Origin of the sequence: Pseudarthrobacter sp. DSP2-3-2b1, from assembly GCF_049895945.1 — a bacterium.
Classification (GTDB): Bacteria; Actinomycetota; Actinomycetes; order Actinomycetales; family Micrococcaceae; genus Arthrobacter.
This window is the reverse complement of the sequence record NZ_JAFCTI010000007.1, coordinates 122584-140629: the sequence shown is the minus strand read 5'-3', so window position 1 is coordinate 140629 and position 18046 is coordinate 122584. Positions and strand designations below refer to the sequence as shown.

The 18046-nt window shown below is 66.8% G+C and carries 15 protein-coding genes; 6 read left to right on the top strand and 9 right to left on the bottom strand.

Annotation, left to right across the window (positions count from 1 at the left end):
- The first annotated feature begins 7 nt into the window (after positions 1–7).
- A complete protein-coding gene (locus ACP7AX_RS10845; RefSeq protein ID WP_131681575.1) occupies positions 8–667 on the top strand; it encodes a dihydrofolate reductase family protein in 660 nt (219 codons plus the stop codon).
- Between the two features lie 6 nt (positions 668–673).
- The gene (locus ACP7AX_RS10840) at positions 674–1477 is read left to right on the top strand and encodes an alpha/beta fold hydrolase (protein WP_426226461.1); all 804 of its coding nucleotides are present in this window, start codon (positions 674–676) and stop codon (positions 1475–1477) included.
- A 551-nt stretch (positions 1478–2028) separates the two neighbouring features.
- Here the strand turns inward: ACP7AX_RS10840 and ACP7AX_RS10835 are convergent.
- Both ACP7AX_RS10835 and ACP7AX_RS10830 read right to left on the bottom strand, forming a co-directional pair.
- On the bottom strand, positions 2029–2478 hold the full coding sequence (locus tag ACP7AX_RS10835; protein ID WP_426226460.1) for a hypothetical protein: 450 nt from the start codon (positions 2476–2478) through the stop codon (positions 2029–2031).
- A gap of 537 nt (positions 2479–3015) precedes the next feature.
- The gene (locus tag ACP7AX_RS10830) at positions 3016–3723 is read right to left on the bottom strand and encodes a FadR/GntR family transcriptional regulator (RefSeq protein ID WP_426226459.1); all 708 of its coding nucleotides are present in this window, start codon (positions 3721–3723) and stop codon (positions 3016–3018) included.
- Between the two features lie 121 nt (positions 3724–3844).
- Here ACP7AX_RS10830 and ACP7AX_RS10825 point away from each other — a divergent pair, with 121 nt between their 5' ends.
- The 3 genes from ACP7AX_RS10825 to ACP7AX_RS10815 are packed head-to-tail and all read left to right on the top strand — an operon-like array spanning position 3845 to position 8079.
- A complete protein-coding gene (locus ACP7AX_RS10825) occupies positions 3845–5245 on the top strand; it encodes an SLC13 family permease (protein ID WP_426226458.1) in 1401 nt (466 codons plus the stop codon).
- A gap of 54 nt (positions 5246–5299) precedes the next feature.
- Positions 5300–6559 (top strand): CaiB/BaiF CoA transferase family protein, encoded by a 1260-nt coding sequence (locus ACP7AX_RS10820; RefSeq protein ID WP_426226457.1) that lies wholly within the window; start codon positions 5300–5302, stop codon positions 6557–6559.
- A 2-nt stretch (positions 6560–6561) separates the two neighbouring features.
- Positions 6562–8079 (top strand): carboxyl transferase domain-containing protein, encoded by a 1518-nt coding sequence (locus tag ACP7AX_RS10815; protein ID WP_426226456.1) that lies wholly within the window; start codon positions 6562–6564, stop codon positions 8077–8079.
- Positions 8080–8124: 45 nt separating this feature from the next.
- Here the strand turns inward: ACP7AX_RS10815 and ACP7AX_RS10810 are convergent, their stop codons facing one another.
- From ACP7AX_RS10810 to ACP7AX_RS10795, 4 genes are read right to left on the bottom strand one after another with little or no spacing between them, the layout of a single operon-like run.
- Positions 8125–8760: a dihydrofolate reductase family protein gene (locus ACP7AX_RS10810; RefSeq protein ID WP_426226455.1), complete on the bottom strand. Its 636-nt coding sequence runs from the start codon at positions 8758–8760 to the stop codon at positions 8125–8127.
- Positions 8761–8803: 43 nt separating this feature from the next.
- Positions 8804–10966: an iron ABC transporter permease gene (locus tag ACP7AX_RS10805; protein ID WP_426226454.1), complete on the bottom strand. Its 2163-nt coding sequence runs from the start codon at positions 10964–10966 to the stop codon at positions 8804–8806.
- Between the two features lie 12 nt (positions 10967–10978).
- Entirely contained in the window at positions 10979–11953 is a 975-nt protein-coding gene (locus ACP7AX_RS10800) for an ABC transporter substrate-binding protein (RefSeq protein WP_426226453.1), read from the bottom strand.
- Positions 11950–12807 (bottom strand): ABC transporter ATP-binding protein, encoded by an 858-nt coding sequence (locus ACP7AX_RS10795; protein ID WP_426226452.1) that lies wholly within the window; start codon positions 12805–12807, stop codon positions 11950–11952. The genes ACP7AX_RS10800 and ACP7AX_RS10795 overlap by 4 nt, the downstream gene beginning before the upstream one ends.
- A gap of 94 nt (positions 12808–12901) precedes the next feature.
- Between ACP7AX_RS10795 and nboR the strand changes: the two genes are divergently transcribed.
- Positions 12902–13540, top strand: coding sequence for a nicotine blue oxidoreductase (gene nboR, locus ACP7AX_RS10790; RefSeq protein ID WP_426226451.1), 639 nt, complete (start codon positions 12902–12904; stop codon positions 13538–13540).
- Here the strand turns inward: nboR and ACP7AX_RS10785 are convergent.
- From ACP7AX_RS10785 to ACP7AX_RS10775, 3 genes are read right to left on the bottom strand one after another with little or no spacing between them, the layout of a single operon-like run.
- Entirely contained in the window at positions 13537–14190 is a 654-nt protein-coding gene (locus ACP7AX_RS10785; protein WP_426226450.1) for a uracil-DNA glycosylase, read from the bottom strand. The two genes, nboR and ACP7AX_RS10785, sit on opposite strands and share 4 nt — an antisense overlap.
- A 28-nt stretch (positions 14191–14218) precedes the next feature.
- The gene (locus tag ACP7AX_RS10780; RefSeq protein WP_426226449.1) at positions 14219–15199 is read right to left on the bottom strand and encodes an aldo/keto reductase; all 981 of its coding nucleotides are present in this window, start codon (positions 15197–15199) and stop codon (positions 14219–14221) included.
- Between the two features lie 25 nt (positions 15200–15224).
- Positions 15225–18044 (bottom strand): molybdopterin-dependent oxidoreductase, encoded by a 2820-nt coding sequence (locus ACP7AX_RS10775; protein ID WP_426226448.1) that lies wholly within the window; start codon positions 18042–18044, stop codon positions 15225–15227.
- Positions 18045–18046: the final 2 nt, after the last annotated feature.

The following is an 18046-nucleotide window of genomic DNA, read 5'->3' as shown; positions in this document are numbered from 1 at the left end:
AGATGACATGTCCTTAGTCCGCGTGCACAATTTCTCGGTCTCCCTTGACGGATTCGGAACCGGCGAGGGGCAGCAATTCGAGGCTCCGTTCGGTCACGCCGGCTCACGGCTCATGGAGTGGGCTTTCGAGACGCGGACCTTCCGGGCGATGGGCTTCCACGGGGAATCGGAGGGATCCTTCGGCGTCGACGAGTCATTCGCCAGCCAGTGGGGGCCCGGGATCGGCGTCGAGATCATGGGGCGCAACAAGTTCGGCCATCAACGCGGGCCGTGGGCGGACGAGGAATGGAAGGGATGGTGGGGCGATAACCCTGTCTTCCACACCCCGGTGGTTGTTCTGACACATCATCCCCGGCCGGTACTCGAGATGGAAGGCGGGACAACCTTCCATTTCGTTGACGCCGATCCAGTTACCGCGCTTGAGCAGGCCCGCGCCCTGGCCGGCGACCTCGATGTCCGGATCGGCGGCGGCGTCAGTACGATCCGGCAGTTCCTCGAGGCCGACCTGATCGACCATATGCACCTTGTCCTCGTGCCGATCGTCCTGGGCCGGGGCGAGCGCCTTTGGGATGGACTCGAGGGTCTCGAGCAGCGCTTTGAAATAGCGGCGACCCCTTCCCCGGCCGGAGTTGTGCATCTGGTCTTCACTCGTCGCACGGCCAGGTAGGCCGGCTTGCCAGCGTGCCTGATCAACGATGCCCTGGTCCACTACGTCGAGCACGGCGAGGGTGTGCCGCTCATGGCGTTGCATGGCGCCGGTGTTGATCATCGAGAGATCGAGGCGGCGGTCGAGGCCGTCTTCCCCGGCTCGCGCTACCGGCGGATCTACCCGGATCTGCCGGGGATGGGCCACTCGACGTCCGAAGGCCTGACCTGCAACGACGATGTGGTGACGCTGCTTGGTGATTTCATTGACCACTTGGACGCGGGACCGGTGATGTTGCTCGGGCACTCGTACGGCGCCTACCTGGCTCGGGGAGTTGCCGCCCGGAGACCGGAAATCGTGCTCGGTCTGGCGTTGTTGTGCCCCGTCGCCGAACGGGCGCGTAGCGTGCCGGACCACACCGTGGTCCGTCAGGACGCCGATGCGTACGGCGAACTCGACCCTGCACTGCGGGCAGGGTTTGAGGACTACCTTGTGGTGCGTACACAGGCCACGGCCCGACGGTACCGCGACCACGTTGCACCGGGCATGGCGCTTGTGGACGAGGCTGCGCTGGGGCGCATCTTCGCGGGGTGGACGGTCGACGTCGGTTCTGCCGCCTTCGCTGCGCCGACCTTGGTCGTGGCGGGACGACGCGATTCGATCGCCGGGTATGCCGGCGCGGCCGACTTGCTCGAACACTACCCGCGCGCCACCCTGGCAGTCATCGACGACGCCGGCCATGCGCTCATGCACGAGCGCCCCGAACTATTGGCCGCGCTATTGGGCGACTGGCTCGATCGAAGTTATCCACGCATGAAGGGAGGGCCATGAAACGCATTCGGTGGTGGCAATGCATAGTTCCCTTCTTAGTCCTCTCCGTGGCGCTGACAGCATGCGGTGACGAGATGGCAGGTGGAGGTGGAACTCAGGGGGCCACGTCCGCCCCCACTAACTCCGCATCCCCCAACAACGGCGCCGTAGCTTGCGTTGACTGGGTCCGGTTCGAGACCCCTCAAGACCAGTTCGACCAGGCTGGCCTGGTGCTTATCGGAAAGTCTGTAAGCCGGGCGGGTGAGACCAGCATTTACGGTCACAAGGCTGCAACCCACCTTGTAGAAGTCGAGCAGGTACTGAAGGGGGAACTCGGAGATGGGGACCTTCGCATCTCTTCCATGCCCCCGACCTGCACTGTGGGAGGCTCCTACCCGGAAGGCGACCCGCTCGATCCCAACCAGAGGGTCATCATTTTCGCGAATATGCAGAACGGCGAGTGGTTCACCATGACTCCCGCACAAGGAGTTCTGCCTTTCCCCCAAGGCGCAGAGCTACCTTTTTCACCAAGATGAGTCCAGCCCATGCCGCGTCGGTTTCCGGAGCCGCGGTCAGACCTCTGTGCAAGCACCCACAGGTACTGATGGATGTCCGAACAGGACAAAGTTTGTTCCGTCATCCTCCAGCACGGAGACAAAATTTGGCCCGAAAAGGCCAACTACGGACTCGCAGATGGCGATCGCGGTCATGGCCACCTCGCTGCCGTTGGCACCTCGCGGGTCAACCACACTGGTGTGGACCCGGAACGTGCCCGGCTCGGTTTCAGTCACAGACTTGACCTGACCCACCCAGGACGCGCTGGCGTTAGCTGTGGTGAAGTCTGCAGTCCTGTCCGGCGCATGGGTGGCACTGGGAATGGAGTCAGGGGTTGTAGCCCTCTGGCTGGCTGAAGCCGGGGCCGGTGTGGCGATTACGGGTGCTGTCTGGGGAGCGGACGGTGAGCATGCGGTCAGCAGCAGCGCAGCGAATGCTGTGGCGAGGCCACGGAGATTCGTATTCACGGTTGTCCAATGTCAGAAGACGCGCGAGGGCGGCGCGCCCCCAGCTCGATGCGATGGCTGTACCGGTGAGTCAGAACGTACTGCCGCGCATGTAGCCTCACCCTAACGAAGAATGAGTCAGAACTGTCCGTGACGGTCGAAAACGGGGTCGGTGGAGCGCCGGCAGCTGAATGCGCGGGAGTTCCGCCGACTCTTGGTCCTGGCGAGGGCGTACAGGTTATGAGTACGGTCGTAAACTGTGGGATCGATGAGGTTCCGGTCGGGATAGGCGAGGTCTTACCACGCGTTCGCGTTTTGCCACCACTGATAGTCTTCATCGCTCAGCTTGCCGGCCAGAGCCTTCCCCCGGGGGCAACGTCCACCGCCACCTAGGCACGGCAGGTCTACCTGTAGCGCGACGACGTCGAACAGGCCATCCTCCAGGCACGGGCATTCCTCACTACTTAGCCCTTCACGGTGTTGTCCTGTGATTTCGCGGGAAAACCCCAAGATGAGCTCTAGGTCCGGCCAGACCTCGCCGTTCAGGCGTCGGGGACCTCAGCTGCTCTTGAGCAGGGCGACGTCGGACACCAGTTCGATGTGCTCCAGCATTGCCGCAGCAGCACCAGACGGATCCTGGGCCCGGATGGCGTCGGCGATCCTGCGGTGCGAGGCGAGCGACTGCTCCGGGCGGCCGGGCTGGCCAAGCGACTCGAGGCGGGTTTCCAGCACCATCCCGGCAATGAAGGTCATCAGCTGGCCCAGCACCGCAGAATGGGCGGCGGCCGTCACGGCCTGATGGAACAACTCGTCACCATGGGCGCCCTTCGCTCCGGAGGCTACTTCCTCGGCCATTGCCTCAAGCGCCGCGTCGATGGCTTCCATGTCCCCGTCGCTGCGCCTGGCAGCAGCGAGTTCAGCGAGTTTTACTTCCAGCGTGCTTCGCGCCTCCACGATCTCGGGCAGCCTGCTGCGGTGCTCGCGCAGGCCCTTGATCACCGAGGGGACATTGGGGCGGTACACCAGTACGGCACCGGTGCCGTGCTGGACGTCGATCACACCAAGCACCTCCAGCGCCACCAGTGCCTGGGCCAGGGTAGCCCGAGAAACCCCCAGCCGTTCGGCCAGCTCACGCTCGGGCGGCAGCGTATCCCCGGGAGCCAGCTGGGCAGCCTCGATGTAGTCCATGATCTGTTCAACGAGCTGCTCATAGAGCCGGGGCCGTGAGACGCGGGAGATCTGTTGTGTCGCTGCCTGCTTTGCCATGCGCGTCCTTTCGGGTTTTACATTCCCACACTACCGGATGACTATTGACAAAGACACCCAGTGTCTAGGAGGCTAGGCCAGTGATCCACTTCACTTTCCGTTCCGATCCGGAGGCACAATGATGTCCGCTCCCGTACTGTCCATCATTATCCTGGCGGCGATGTTCCTGCTGGCCACGGTGCTGCCCCTGAATATGGGCGCCCTGGCCTTTGTGGGAGCGTTCCTGCTGGGGTCGGTTGTGCTCGGCATGTCCACCAACGACATCCTGGCCAACTTTCCCGGCGGCCTGTTCCTGACCATCGTCGGCGTCACGTACCTCTTCGCCATCGCCCAGAACAACGGCACCATCGACCTGCTGGTGCGGGGCGCTGTCCGGCTGGTCGGAAACAAAGTGGCGCTCATTCCCTGGGTCATGTTCGCCATCACCGCAGTCATTACCGCGGTGGGTGCACTGTCTCCCGCCGCCGTCGCGATCATTGCGCCTATCGCCCTGAGCTTTGCGGCCAAACATAAGATTAATCCGCTCATGATGGGCATGATGGTCATCCACGGGGCCCAGGCCGGCGGCTTCTCCCCCATCGCGGTCTACGGCGTGACGGTCAACGGCATCATTGCCAAGACGGATCTGGAAGCCAGCCCCACGGCGATCTTCCTGGCCAGCTTCCTTTTCAACCTCGCCATCGCGGTGGTCCTGTCCCTGGTCCTCGGCGGCAACAGGTTCCGCTCCACCAAGGCGGGCCGCGTGGTGGAACAGGCCGCTGAATCACGCATGTCGGTCAGCCTGGGTTCCCGCGCAGCAGGAGTCACATTGCAGGGCTCCGGCTCCGACATCTCCTCAGCCGGCGTCTCAGCGAAAGGCACCTCCGGCGGCACCAGCACAACTGCAACGGGAGACTCCGCGGCTTCGGACAACGGCGCCCGCGCCTCCATACCGCAGCTGATCACCATCCTGGGCCTGATCGCCCTCGCCGTCATCTCGCTTGGCTTCAAGGTGGACGTCGGCTTCGTCTCCATCACCATTGCGATCTTCCTGGCCCTGGTCTCCCCCGCGGCCCAGAAGGGCGCCGTGAACAAGATCAGCTGGTCCACGGTCCTGCTCATCTGCGGCATGCTCACCTTCGTGGGGGTCCTCGAAGAAGCCGGCACCATCAAGTTCGTCTCCGACGGCGTCACCCAGCTTGGCATGCCCCTTCTGGCCGCCCTGCTGATCTGCTACATCGGCGCCGTGGTATCCGCCTTCGCCTCCTCCACCGCCATCCTCGCAGCCCTCATCCCGCTGGCTGTTCCGTTCCTGGCCTCGGGTGAGATCGGCGCGGTGGGCGTCATCGCCGCCCTCGCTGTCGCCTCCACCATCGTTGACGTCTCCCCGTTCTCCACCAACGGCGCCCTGGTGCTGGCCAACGCACCCGAGGACGTGGACAAGGACAAGTTCTACAAGCAGATCCTCGCCTACAGCGGCATCGTCGTCGCCGTGGGACCCGCTATCGCCTGGCTTGTCATGGTGGTCCCGGGCTGGATGTAACGCCCGAAGACTTCAGCCCGCGCCCTAACACTCGTGAAACAGAGGACTACCGCTATGAGCACCGAAGCAACAACCGAGACTGAAGGCCCGCTGTCCGGCTACCTCGTGGTGGACCTGAGCCGCGCCCTGGCCGGTCCGCATGCCGGGATGATGCTCGCCGATCTCGGCGCCCGGGTCATCAAAGTCGAAAACCCCGGCACCGGGGACGACACCCGCGGCTGGGGTCCGCCGTTCGTCGGCCCGGAAGATGACCCGCAGGCCACCTACTTCCTTTCCTGCAACCGCAACAAGGAATCCATCGCCCTGGACCTGAAGAGCGACGACGGCCGGTCAGTTTTGCGCGAACTGCTGGAACGCGCCGACGTGGTGATCGAGAATTTCCGCCCAGGCGTCCTGGACCGGCTCGGCTTCTCCACCGCGGAAATGCATGAGCTGAACCCCGCACTGGTCATCCTGTCCATCACCGGCTTCGGCCACGACGGCCCCGAATCCCGGCGCAGCGGCTACGACCAGATCCTGCAGGGCGAGGCCGGACTGATGTCCCTGACCGGATCCGGGCCGGATGACCCGCAGCGCGTGGGTGTCCCCATCGCCGATCTGCTCTCCGGTATGTACGGCGCGTTCGGAACCCTCGCGGCCCTGCTCCAGCGCGAGCGGACCGGGAAGGGCCAGATCGTCCGGACGTCACTGCTCGCGGCTCTCATCGGGGTGCACGCCTTCCAGGGCACCAGGACCACCGTGGCCGGGGAGGTCCCCCAGGCCCAGGGCAACCACCACCCCTCCATCGCACCCTACGGGCTGTTCCGCTGCAGGGAGGGCAGCGTCCAGATCAGTGTGGGCAGTGAGAAGCTCTGGCGCACCTTCGCCTCCACCTTCGGGATCGACGCCGCGCAGCCCGAGTTCGCGTCCAACGCAGACCGGGTCCGCAACCGGGCCAAAGTCATCGAGGTCATTGAACACGCCTTCGCCGAATTCGAGGCCGAACCGCTGCTGGAAAAGCTCAACGAAGCGGGCATCCCGGCCGGAAAAGTCCGCACCCTGGAGGAGGTCTACGCCTGGGACCAGGTCCACTCCCAAGGGCTCCTGATCGACGTGGACCACAAAATCCTGGGCAACGTCAGCCTGCCCGGCCCGCCGCTCCGGTTCTTCAGCAACGCCGACACCACCGAAACCACCCTCAAGATGCACACCGCACCGCCGCTTTTGGACCAGGACGGGGAAAGGATCCGGCAGTGGCTCGGGCTGGTGCCGGCAGGAATCGGGAGCACAGAGACCGGCTCTGCCGCACCCGCCCCGGAAAAGGAGGGCCGCTGACCATGCTGACAGAGCAGAAGGCGCGGCATTTGGACGCCGCTGAGCTCCTCACCGCAGTGCTTGATCCGGGAACGTACCGAAGCTGGGATGCTCCCGTGGTGGACCCCGATCCGGGCCCCGAATACCGTGGGGAACTCGCGGCCGCCCGGGCAAAGACGGGTGTGGACGAATCCGTCCTGACCGGCGAAGGGCACATCCGCGGCCGCCGCGTCGCCGTCATTGTCAGCGAATTCCGCTTCCTGGCCGGCTCCATCGGGCTGGCGGCGGCCGAACGGATCGTCACTGCCGTCGAACGGGCCACCCGGGAGGGACTGCCCCTCCTAGCCGGGCCGGCGTCGGGCGGTACCCGCATGCAGGAAGGCACCATCGCCTTCCTGTCGATGGTGAAAATCAGTGCGGCGGTCCGCGCCCACCGCCAGGCAGGCCTCCCCTACCTGGTCTATCTCCGGCACCCCACCACGGGCGGAGTCATGGCGTCCTGGGGATCCCTGGGGCACATCACGGTCGCCGAACCCGGCGCCCTGCTCGGGTTCCTCGGCCCCCGCGTCTACGAGGCCATAAACGGCACACCGTTCCCGGCGAACGTCCAGGTCGCCGAGAACCTCTTCGACAAGGGCCTGATCGATGCGGTGGTCCCGCCCGGCCAGCTGTCCGACGTCGTCGACCGCGCCCTGAGCATCCTGGTCACCGGGCCGCACCGGACGCCCGCGCCGCCGAAGAGCCTTTCGGTCAAACCGTCCGACGCCGGCGCCTGGCAGTCGATCGGAATCTCCCGCAATCCGCGGCGCCCGGACCTGCGGCAGCTGCTCGCCTACGGCGCCCGGGATGTGCTGCCGCTCAACGGCACCGGGCAGGGCGAAAAGGACCCTGGCCTCCAGCTTGCCCTGGCCCGCTTCGGCCAGGAATCCTGCGTGGTGATCGGCCACACCCGGCCCCGGCCCTCGCAGCAGACTGCGATGGGACCCGCTTCCCTCCGTGAGGCCCGCCGCGGCATGCGCCTGGCCGAGGAACTGGGACTGCCGTTGCTCACCGTCATCGACACCAGCGGCGCAGCCCTGTCCAAGGAAGCCGAAGAAGGAGGGCTCGCGGGAGAAATCGCCCGCTCCCTGCACGACCTCATCGGCCTGAACTCCCCCACACTCTCGGTACTTCTCGGCCAAGGCGCCGGCGGGGGCGCCCTGGCGCTGCTGCCCGCGGACCGCACCATCGCAGCCCACCACGCCTGGCTCTCGCCGCTTCCCCCCGAAGGCGCCAGCGCCATCGTTCACCGGAACACCGACTTCGCGCCCGCCATGTCCGAGGCGCAAGGCGTCAACGTCGCCTCCCTCTACGCCAACGGACTCGTTGAGCACATCGTGGATGAACGCCCGGACGCGTCCCAGGAGCCTAAGGCGTTCTGCCAACGGATGGGTCAGGCCATCGAATACGAGCTGGCAACCCTGGCCAGCGCAGGGATCGACGAGCTGCTGCCGCAACGGCTGGCCAAGTACCGGAGCCTGGGCAGCCAGAGTTTGGCTTAGCGCCGTTGCACGCCGCGACTGCATGCCGCGACCAGGTGCTTGAAGCTACGCCGGACCGCTGCCCGGCGGGCCGCTGAGCACGGTGGGGACGTATTCGAGGAGCTGGAGCCGGCCGTCGAACGTCCTGCTGTCCACCATCTCCAGCGCAACGTCCGGGTAGCCGTCGTAGATCCGTTCCCGCCCGGTGCGGCCGGTGATGACAGGGAAGACCACCAGCCGGAACCTGTCCACCAAGCCGGCTGACAGCAGCGAACGGCAGAGGCTGAGGCTGCCGAGGGTACTTAAGGGCGCGGTGGCAGTCCGTTTCAACTCCGCCACCGCTGCAACGGCATCCCCGCTGACCAGCTGTGAGTTGGGCCAGGTCAGTGGACCGGGCAGGGTGGAGGAGAAGACCACCTTGGGCAACGCGGCAAGGCCGGTCAGGCTGGCACCTTCCTCCTCCGAATATCCCGAGCCCCCGGCCGCAGCCTCCTCTGACATGCCGGACATCAGCCGGTAGGTATTCGCCCCGAGCAGGAAGGTGTAGCCCTTCTCCCCCTCCTGCTCCAGCCACGCCAGGTACTCGGGCCCCTCCAGGCCCCACCAGCCAGGCCACCCCTCGGCTGAGGCGTACCCGTCAAGGGAGATGATCAGATCGATCATCAGCTCGGCCGCTCCCCGTTCCGCCGTTGCTTCGCCCATGACAGTCTCCTCGCCGTTGACGGACGTCAGTGTGCGGGCAATGCTATCGCCGGTCCACGCGTGAGCGCCACAACAAATATACGAAGTAGGGGGCGCCCACCAGTGCGGTCATGATGCCTGCCGGTATCTGGGCCGGCGCGATGACCGTCCGGCCGATCACGTCTGCGAACACCACCGTGCAGGCCCCGATCAGGGCGGCCACCGGGAGGACCCGCACGTGCCTTGCCCCCACCAGGCTGCGGGCGGCATGCGGTGCCACCAGACCAACGAACGCGATGACACCCACTGAGGAGACGGCGCCGGCGGTCAGCAGCACGGCGACGGAGAGCAGGAGGAGCCGCGACCCGGACAGGCCGATGCCCAGCACCCGGGGGGAATCGTCGTCGACCGCTATCAGGTCAAGGTCACGGCGCAGGCCGGCCAGCACCGGCAGCGCAATAATCAGCGCCGCCAGCGGTGGCAGGGTTGATGCGAAGGTACGCCCGTACGTGGAGCCGGACAGCCAGGTCAGCGCCTTGGTCTGGTTATAGGGATCGGTGGTGACCAGGAGAACGGTGATCAGCGCCGCCAGGCCGGCGGACACCCCGATGCCGATCAGCACCAGCCGGTTCTGCTGCAGCCCGCCGCGGAACGCCAGCCCGAAGACCAGCAGCGCGGCAAGCCCCGCCCCTGCCAGGGCCGAGCCGGTGACCAACCACGAACTGGCCATCGGGACGGTGGTGATGACGATGATCGCCGCGAGTCCGCCGCCTCCGGAAACACCGATGATTCCGGGTTCGGCCAGCGAGTTCCGGGACACCGCCTGGATCAGGGCGCCGGCGATCGCCAGGGCCGCTCCGGCCAGCACCGCCGCCACGACGCGCGGCATACGGGTGCCCAGCACTGCGCTGACACGGTTGCCGGACTGCCCGGTGAGCCAGTTAAGGAGGTCTCCGAGCAGGAGTTTTGCGTCGCCGAGCAGCGCACCGGCCGCCAGCAGCCCGGCCAACAAAACCAAAAGAACGATAAGCACGGTCAGGAAGAATCTGCGCGAACGCAGCCGGGCCAGGGCATCCCCGGCGACGCTCAGGCCTGAATCGGACATACGCAGTGCGAGACCCACCAGGAACACAGCACCAAAAACGGTGGTGACCGCTCCGGTGGGCACTTCGACCCCGGCCTGTGCGCCGAAAACCACACGGACCAGCACGTCCGCGCCGATCACCACCACGGCCCCGGCAATGCCGGAGATGGGCAGCAACGCCCGGTGCCGGCCGAGTCCACGGACGCGGGACGCCAGGAGGCGCACGATGGCCGGCGCGCACAGGCCCACAAAACCGATCGGACCCGCGACGGTCACCGCTGATGCGGAGAGGAGGACGGCAAGGACGACGGCGGCAACCCGGGCCAGGCGCGGATCCGCTCCGGCCAGCCGGGACGCGTCATCGCCCAGGCCGAGCAGGTCCAGCCGCCGGCCGAGGAGCAGCAACCCCACGATGGCAAGCAGGACCACCGGTGTGAACTGCAGCAGTTCGTCCGGCCGGGACTGGGCAAGGCTGCCCTGGCCCCATGCGTACAGTCCGGTGGTTTCCTGGCTGAATAGCAGCAGCAGCGCACTGGTGGCCGAATGCAAACCCAGAGCAAGCGCGGTGCCGGCCAGCACCAGCCGGATGGGCCCGCCGTTGCCGTTGCCCCCGCCGCCGGAGAGGGCCAGCACCAACAGCGCCGCCGCGAGACCGCCTGCGAACGCGAGGCCGCCGGACAGCAGTGCGGGAAGGGTTATCCCGAATGCTGCCACGGCAACAATCGCCAGGTGCGCGCCGGCGTTGACCGCGAGCGTGTCCGGGGCAGCAAGGACGTTACGGGTGGCCGACTGCAGTGCCGCGCCGGCCACCCCCAACGCAACACCGACCAGGAGACCGGCCATCAGCCGCGGGACGCGCGACGCCACCAGTACTGCGGTCTCCTGGTCAGAGCCGCTCCCGGTGAGCAGGCCCAGCAACTCCGCAGGGCCGACGTCGGCCGTTCCCTGCGTGAGGTGGATCAGTGCGAAAAGGACCAGGACGATCAGTCCGGCGCCGGCGGCCAGCGCTGCCGGCGGACGACCGCGGGCGCCCCTGGGTGCCGGAACGGGCGCCCCCACCACTGCCGTTGACCTAACCAAGGCTGTTGGCTCAGCGAGGGCGGGCGGGGGAACCGGGGCGGTCCTCTTCACAGTTTCGGTCATGACGCGGTGATGCTACTTGGTCAGGGCCGCGGTGATGGCATCGACGTACTGGGTCATCGAGGCCGGGCCGCCAAACATCCAGATGCCGTCCGAGAGCCGGTGCACCTCGCCGGATGCCACGAACGGGAGCGACTTCCATACCGCGTTTCCGGCCAGTTCCTCGGTGAAGTCCCCATCGGCGCTGTTGGTGATGTAGACGAAGCTGTCGGCGTCAATGGACGTCAGGCCTTCGACGTCGGTGGCGGCCAGCCCGTAGGCGGGGTCCCCTTCCATGGTCCAGGGTGTGACCAAGCCGAGCTCGGTGTTGATGTCAGTCAGCAGCGATCCCTTGGTGAACGGGCGGACGGAGACCTTTCCGTCTGCCACCCAGCCATCGGCGAAAGCCACACGAGACCCGGCCAGCCCGGCCTTGCTCAGGGTTTCCTTGCCCGCGGCTACAGCTGCGTCGAATTCGCCGATCGCCTCATCAGCCTTGGCCTCCGTGCCGGTTGCCTTGGCCACGAGCTTCAGGTTGTCCTTGGCCTGGTCAATCTGGCGGCTGGCGTCGGCCGACTTCACCACGACGACCGGGGCCAGGTCTTCGAGCTGCTTGATGACGGCTTCGGCCAGATCGGCAGTTGCGACGATCAGGTCAGGATCCAGCGAGGCGATGGTGTCGAGGCTGGGTTCGCCGCGGGTACCAATGTCCGTGGCGGTGCTGTCCAGCTTGCCCGCAGTGACCCAGGTGTTGTAGCCCTTGATGTCCGCAACACCAACGGGCTGAACGCCCAAGGTGGTCAGGTTCTCCACCACGTTCCATTCAGTGCCGACGACGCGCTTGGCCGGGCCGTCGAGCTTCACTTCGACGCCGCGGGAGTCCGTGACGGTGACTGTCTCGCCGGAGCCGGCGCTGTTCGAAGCGGAACTTGCGGGGCCCTCCGTGGTGCCGCAGCCTGTCAGCAGGAGCGCCAGGGCAGCGGTGGCGGCCAGGGCCTTGTGGATCTTCATGGACGCGTGGTCCTTTCGGGTTGGTGGTTGTGACTGTCGCTGTGCCGTCCGACGGCGCGGGTGCGCAGCCTGCCGGTGAGCGGGTCGGTATGGGTAACGATTCGGATGGAATAGACGCGGGTGAGCAGCTCGGCGTCGAGCGCCTCGTGGGCCGGGCCGGCAGCCGCTATACGGCCTTCGGAGAGCACCACCACGTGGTCTGCAAGTGCGGCTGCCTCATCGAGATCGTGCAGCACTACGCCGATCGCCACGCCGTGCACGCGGGCAAGGTCGTAAACCAGGTCAAAGATCTCCACTTTGTAGCGGAGGTCCAAATGGTTGGTGGGTTCATCGAGCAGAAGCACGGACGTGTCCTGCGCCAGGCAGCTCGCCAGCCAGACGCGCTGCAGCTGGCCGCCGGAGACTTCATGGACACCGCGGTGGGCGAGTTCAGTGATGCCGGTAAGGTCCATGGCACGCTCGACGGCGGCGGGCCCCTCGGGATCCGCGGAGCGCCAGCGGCCGCGGTACGGATGGCGGCCGAATTCGACGACGTCGCGGACACTGAGCCCATGCGGGACGGGACGGCTTTGTGAGAGCAATGTCACATGCCGGGCAAAGTCGCTGCGCTTCATCATCAGCGCATCGGTGGATTCGCCGTCGGCAGGCCGGACGGTAACGGTTCCGGAAGAGGCGCCGTGCAGCCGGGCCAGTGCGCGCAACAGCGTGGACTTGCCGCTGCCGTTCGGCCCTACGAGGGCAACAATCCGTCCGGGCTCAAGCTGCAGCCCGGCGCCGTGGACCACGTCCCTTTCGCCATAGCGCAGCACGAGGTCGGTTGCCTCGAGTCCGGAGAGTTCCCTTTGCTGAATCACATGTGGAACATTAGCTTAGCCTTACCTAATTCCTAAAATGCTTCGCCATGTTGCGAGGGTCGCCACGGACGGCGGGTGATGGGACCATACAGGCATGGCATCCATCCAGCGCATCCGCCCCGAAGGGCGCACCACCGGCGTAGTCCTGGCGGCCGGCGCCGGGACGCGGCTGGGGATGGGGCCCAAAGCGCTCCTGCCCTACCGCGGCCGCCCGCTCGTGGAATCAGTGGCCGCGGCACTGCTCGACGGCGGCTGCCGCGACGTGGTGGTGGTGCTCGGCGCCGGCGCCCAGGACGTCATCTCCCTCGCCAGACTGGACAGCTACCTGACGGTGGCGAATGAGGACTGGCCATCCGGAATGGGCAGCTCGTTTCTGCTGGGCAACGCCACCGCCGAACCGGAGAACCACCTGCTGATTGCCCTCGTGGACCAGCCCGGTGTCACCTCCCGGACGGTGGGACGCCTGCTGGCAGCCCACCGGTCGGGCCGGATCACCGCAGCCGCCTACAGCGGCGGTGACGCGGAAAGACGTGCGGACGGAACCGTCCGCCGCGGGCATCCGCTGCTCATCGACGTCGGACTCCGGGCCGCCGTGGCTGGCACGGTGACGGGCGACGCCGGCGCACGCGGCTTCCTGCGTGCGCACCCGGAACTGGTGGACGAGGTGGACTGCAGTGACGAGTCAACGGGCGAGGACATCGACACTCCGGAGCAGCTCCGCCTGCTGGGTTAGTCGCCGCCCATCCCGCTCAGGAGGAGTTCCTCAAGCCCCTGCTTGAAGCGGGAACGCCCGCCGTGGGCCGGATGCCTGACCTTCGGAACGTCCAGCCCGTTTCGAACCAGGTTGCGATGTGCAATATTGCCAACGGCCACAATGGTGCCAATGCCAAACAGCTCCGTCAGCTCCTGCCAAAAAGTTGTTCCCAGGCCGGCTTCCACAGCCGTCGGCGTGCGGTTGGACCGGGGCCGCCCCGGCACATGCGTGTGCCACGGGCAGGCGCTCCACAGCAACGGAAGGAACTGCAGCTCCGTCAGAACCTCCCACATCACGGTTGCTGTCGGCTCGGCCGCCACGCCCACCGCTTCCGCCGGAAGCTCATAACCTTTTCCAGGTCCGAACAAGCCAAGACCGTTGGCAGGCCCAGCGAACATGGTGCGGTTGGTGAAGGGGACCCCGGTGATCCTCATGCCCCTGAAACCCGGGGCTTCACCCAGGAGCAGCACCTTTGGCGAGCGGCCCAGCATCTCCTGCAGGTAGATCTCCAGGTTCCGGCGGCGCACGGCATTTTCCGGGGCGGTGCGTTCGAAGAAGTTCGTGCGTCCCGGTGCTGAGGGCGCAGCCGCGAGCCGCTCCACGAAGGCGTTGACCGAGGATTCAGTCATTCATCCCCCGATCAGGCAGGAAAGCTGCCTACCAGCGCGGGTGGATGGCCTCGCGGAAGTAGTGATCGTAGATCCAGCGCACACCCTCGTCGAATTCGCCGTTGAGGGAAACATCAGCCGCGGCGGCGTTGGCGATGGCCTGGTCCACGTTGCGCGCACCAGGGATCACGGTGGTGACGCCGTCCTGTGCTGCGATCCAGGCGATGGCCGCCTGGGCCGTCCCTACACCGTCAGGAACCAGCTGTTCGAACTCCGAGACGGCTTTGAGCCCCAGTTCGTAGTCCACGCCGGAGAAGGTCTCGCCGACGTCGAATGATCCGCCCGTGCGGTTGTAGTTGCGGTGGTCATTCTCGGCGAAGGCCGTGTCCTTGGTGTACTTGCCCGAGAGCAGGCCCGAGGCAAGCGGCACCCGGGCAATGATGCCCACGCCGGCAGCTTTCGCCGCGGGCAGGACCTCGTCCAGCGGCTTGAGGCGGAAGGCGTTCAGGATGATCTGGACGGACGCGGTGCCTTCGTGCCGGATCGCCTCGAGGGCTTCGTCCGTGCGTTCCACACTGACGCCGTAGCTGCGGATGGACCCTTCGGAAACCAGAGTGTCCAGCGCGTCGTAAACCTCGTTGTTGCTGTACACCGCGGTGGGCGGGCAGTGCAGCTGGACGAGGTCCAGGCTGTCCGTGCCCAGGTTCTTACGGGACCGGTCCACCCACTGGCGGAAGTTGGCCAGGGTGTAGTTCTCCGGCACCTGGTCCATGCGGCGGCCCATCTTGGTGGCCACCGTGATGTCCAATCCGGGGTTGTCCGCGAGGAACCTGCCGATGGCCTGTTCGCTCTTGCCGTCTCCGTAAACGTCCGCGGTATCGAAAAGCGTGACGCCGGCCTCCACGGAGGCGGCGAGGATGGCCTGCGCCTGTGCCTGGTCCACGTTGCCCCAGTCAGCGCCGAGCTGCCAGGTGCCAAGCCCCACGATCGAGACGTTCCGGCCGGTCTTGCCCAATTTGCGCTGTTCCATCCCACGACTATAGGCGTTTCACCCCTCAGCTGCCGGTAACCACGGCGGCAGCTTTCAGGCCAAGGTAGATCCTGTCCCGCGAGATGGGCAGCGAGGCGAACCGCACGCCGGTGGCATTTCGGATGGCGTTGGCCAGGGCAGGTGCCACCGGGTTGAACGGGCTTTCGCTCATCGATTTCGCACCCAGCGGGCCCAGCTTGTCGTTGGTGTCGGCGAAGTACACCTCGCTCCGCGGCACGTCCGCGAAGGTGGGGATGTGGTACTGCCGCAAGATGTCCGTGGTGACCCGGCCGGCGTCGTCCACCACCACTTCCTCGTACAGCGCGGCGCCCAGCGCCTGCGCGATCCCGCCCTCGATCTGGCCGCGGCACTGCCGGGGATTGACCACCACGCCGGCGTCGGCGGCCTGTACGCTCTGCAGGATCCGCAGCTCCCCCGTCCCGCGGTTCACGGCGACGCGGAAGCCCTGGACGTTGAACGCCACGGAGCGGGGTGTGCCGCCCCAGCGGCCTTCGGCGGCAAGTTCGACGCCGGCTTCCGCGGCCGCGTGCGCCAGTTCCGCGAGCGGCACGGGAGTTCCCTCGCACACCACAGTGTCGCCGTCGAGGATGCAACCGGAGGACTGGACCTGGCGGATTCCGGCGGCGAAGGCCCGGATCCGGACCGCGAGTTCCTCCGCGGCCGCAAGCGTCGCCTTGCCCGCCACGACGGTGCCGGCGGAGCCGAACGCTCCGGTGTCGTGCTCGATCAGGTCCGTATCGGACTGCCGGATGGCCACTCGTGAGGCGTCGGTGGACAGTGCGGTGGCGGCCAGCTGGGCGTGCACGGTGGTGGTGCCGTTGCCGAATTCGGCGGTCCCGACGTCGGCCTGGTACGTTCCGTCCGGCAGGAGCCTGAGCTTCGAATGGGCGAAGTGCCCGCGCGGCGGCACGGTGTCGATCATCGACAGCGCGGCGCCTTCCCCGGTGACCCATTCCGGTCCAAGCCGGTCCAGCCCTGCGGCGCGGTCCCGTTCCAGGCCACGGTCCAGGGCATCGCGGACCAGGTCCAGGCATTGGTCCAGGCCGTAGCTGCCGTAGTGGACGTCCTCCACCGGCTCGGCATGGGTGGACAGCATGTGATCGCCTTCGCGCACCATGTTCCGGCGGCGGAACTCCAGCGGGTCCATCCCGATGCCAAGGGCGAGCTCATCCATCGCCGACTCGATGGCGAAAATCATCTGGCTCAGCCCGTAGCCCCGGAAGGCTCCGGACGGGACAGTGTTCGTGTAGACCGCCTGCGCATCCACCTTCTTGTTGTCGCATTTGTACACGCCCAGGGACTCACCGCAGCCGTGGAACATCACGCCCGGCGCGTGGTTCCCGTACGCGCCGGTATTGGTCAGGACATCCAGTTTCAGCGCCGTCAGCCGGCCGGTGGCGTTGGCTCCTGCCTTGAGCTTGATGGTGAACGGATGCCGGGTGGTGGTGGCGATGAACTGCTCGGTCCGGGTCAGTTCGAGCTGGACGGGCCGTCCCAGCTTCAGTGCCGCGAGCGCCACGATGTCCTCGGTCAGCACCTCCTGCTTGCCGCCGAACCCGCCGCCCACCCGCCCGGCCACCACGTGGACCTGTGCCTCGGGCAGTCCAAAGACCCGGCACAGGGTGCGGCGGACCAGGAACGGGACCTGGCTGGAGGTGCGGACCTGCAGCCGGCCGTCGCTGTCCACGGAGGCGATCGCGGCGTGGGTTTCCAGTGCCACGTGCTGGACCCGCTGCGTCTGATAGGTCTGTTCGTGGATGAAGCTGGCGGCGGCAAAGCCCTCCTCCACGTTGCCCAGTTCGGAGTGGAGTTCTGCAACCACGTTCTGCCCGGGCCGGGCGATCCGCGCCGTAGGGCCGTCCTTCTCCCCGTGGACCAGCGGGGCACCGGGGCGGACGGCCTCCTCCGGGGTGAACACCGCGTCGAGAATGTCGTACTCGACGGCGAGCGCCCGGACGCCCGCTTCGGCCGCCTGGACCGATTCAGCCACCACGGCGGCGACGCGCTGCCCGATGAACCTCACCACGTCATCGAGCACCCGCGTATCGTCCGGGTCGTCGGTGAAAAGCTCGTGCTGGGCAGTGGAGAACAGCTGCGTTGGCGCGTCCTGGTGGGTAAAGACCGCCACCACACCGGGCACTTTCAGGGCCCCCCCGGTGTTGAGGCTGAGGATGCGGGCGTGGGCGTGCGGCGAGCGCAGGAGCTTCAGGTGGAGCAGTCCCTGCAGCTGGTCTGCGGGAACATCCAGGGTGTAACGGGCGGCGCCGGTGACCACGGCCCGGCTGGCGGGAGCTTGGACATCGTCGCCCATCCCGCCGGGCCTGGGCTCCGGTTGTCCCTCCCCCGCGATCCCCGAGCCCTGACCTGCAGGCTCCGGGTGCCCTGCCTGCCCGCAGACGGCGTCCGCGATGGCCCCGTAGCCGGTGCAGCGGCAGAGGTTGCCCTTGAGGTTGCGCGGCAGGTCCTCCTTCTGTTCATCGGTGAACGTAGCGGCGGTCATCACCATGCCTGCGGTGCAGAAGCCGCACTGGAAGCCCTGGCGCTCCATGAACTGCTGCTGGACGGGATGCAGTTCCCCGCCGGCTGTTCCGGCTGTTCCGGCCAGTCCCTCAATGGTAGTCACGGCATGACCTTCGGCCCGGACGGCCGGGTAGATGCAGCTGTGGACCGGGGTGCCGTCCACGTGCACGGTGCAGGCACCGCAGTCGCCACCGTCGCAGCCCTTCTTGACGCCCAGGTTCCCCTGCTCCCGCAGGAACGTCCGCAGGCACTGTCCGGGGCGCGGTACGGTTTCCGCCGGAATGCCGTTGATCTCGATAGCCATGT

Bases quoted from the DNA above. Each gene is read 5' to 3' on its own strand.
- ACP7AX_RS10785 (WP_426226450.1), bottom strand. From the start codon at position 14,190: ATGACTGAATCCTCGGTCAACGCCTTCGTGGAGCGGCTCGCGGCTGCG.
- ACP7AX_RS10815 (WP_426226456.1), top strand. From the start codon at position 6,562: ATGCTGACAGAGCAGAAGGCGCGGCATTTGGACGCCGCTGAGCTCCTC.
- ACP7AX_RS10780 (WP_426226449.1), bottom strand. From the start codon at position 15,199: ATGGAACAGCGCAAATTGGGCAAGACCGGCCGGAACGTCTCGATCGTG.
- ACP7AX_RS10805 (WP_426226454.1), bottom strand. From the start codon at position 10,966: ATGACCGAAACTGTGAAGAGGACCGCCCCGGTTCCCCCGCCCGCCCTC.
- ACP7AX_RS10775 (WP_426226448.1), bottom strand. From the start codon at position 18,044: ATGGCTATCGAGATCAACGGCATTCCGGCGGAAACCGTACCGCGCCCC.
- ACP7AX_RS10825 (WP_426226458.1), top strand. From the start codon at position 3,845: ATGTCCGCTCCCGTACTGTCCATCATTATCCTGGCGGCGATGTTCCTG.
- ACP7AX_RS10800 (WP_426226453.1), bottom strand. From the start codon at position 11,953: ATGAAGATCCACAAGGCCCTGGCCGCCACCGCTGCCCTGGCGCTCCTG.
- nboR (WP_426226451.1), top strand. From the start codon at position 12,902: ATGGCATCCATCCAGCGCATCCGCCCCGAAGGGCGCACCACCGGCGTA.
- ACP7AX_RS10845 (WP_131681575.1), top strand. From the start codon at position 8: ATGTCCTTAGTCCGCGTGCACAATTTCTCGGTCTCCCTTGACGGATTC.
- ACP7AX_RS10830 (WP_426226459.1), bottom strand. From the start codon at position 3,723: ATGGCAAAGCAGGCAGCGACACAACAGATCTCCCGCGTCTCACGGCCC.
- ACP7AX_RS10820 (WP_426226457.1), top strand. From the start codon at position 5,300: ATGAGCACCGAAGCAACAACCGAGACTGAAGGCCCGCTGTCCGGCTAC.
- ACP7AX_RS10810 (WP_426226455.1), bottom strand. From the start codon at position 8,760: ATGGGCGAAGCAACGGCGGAACGGGGAGCGGCCGAGCTGATGATCGAT.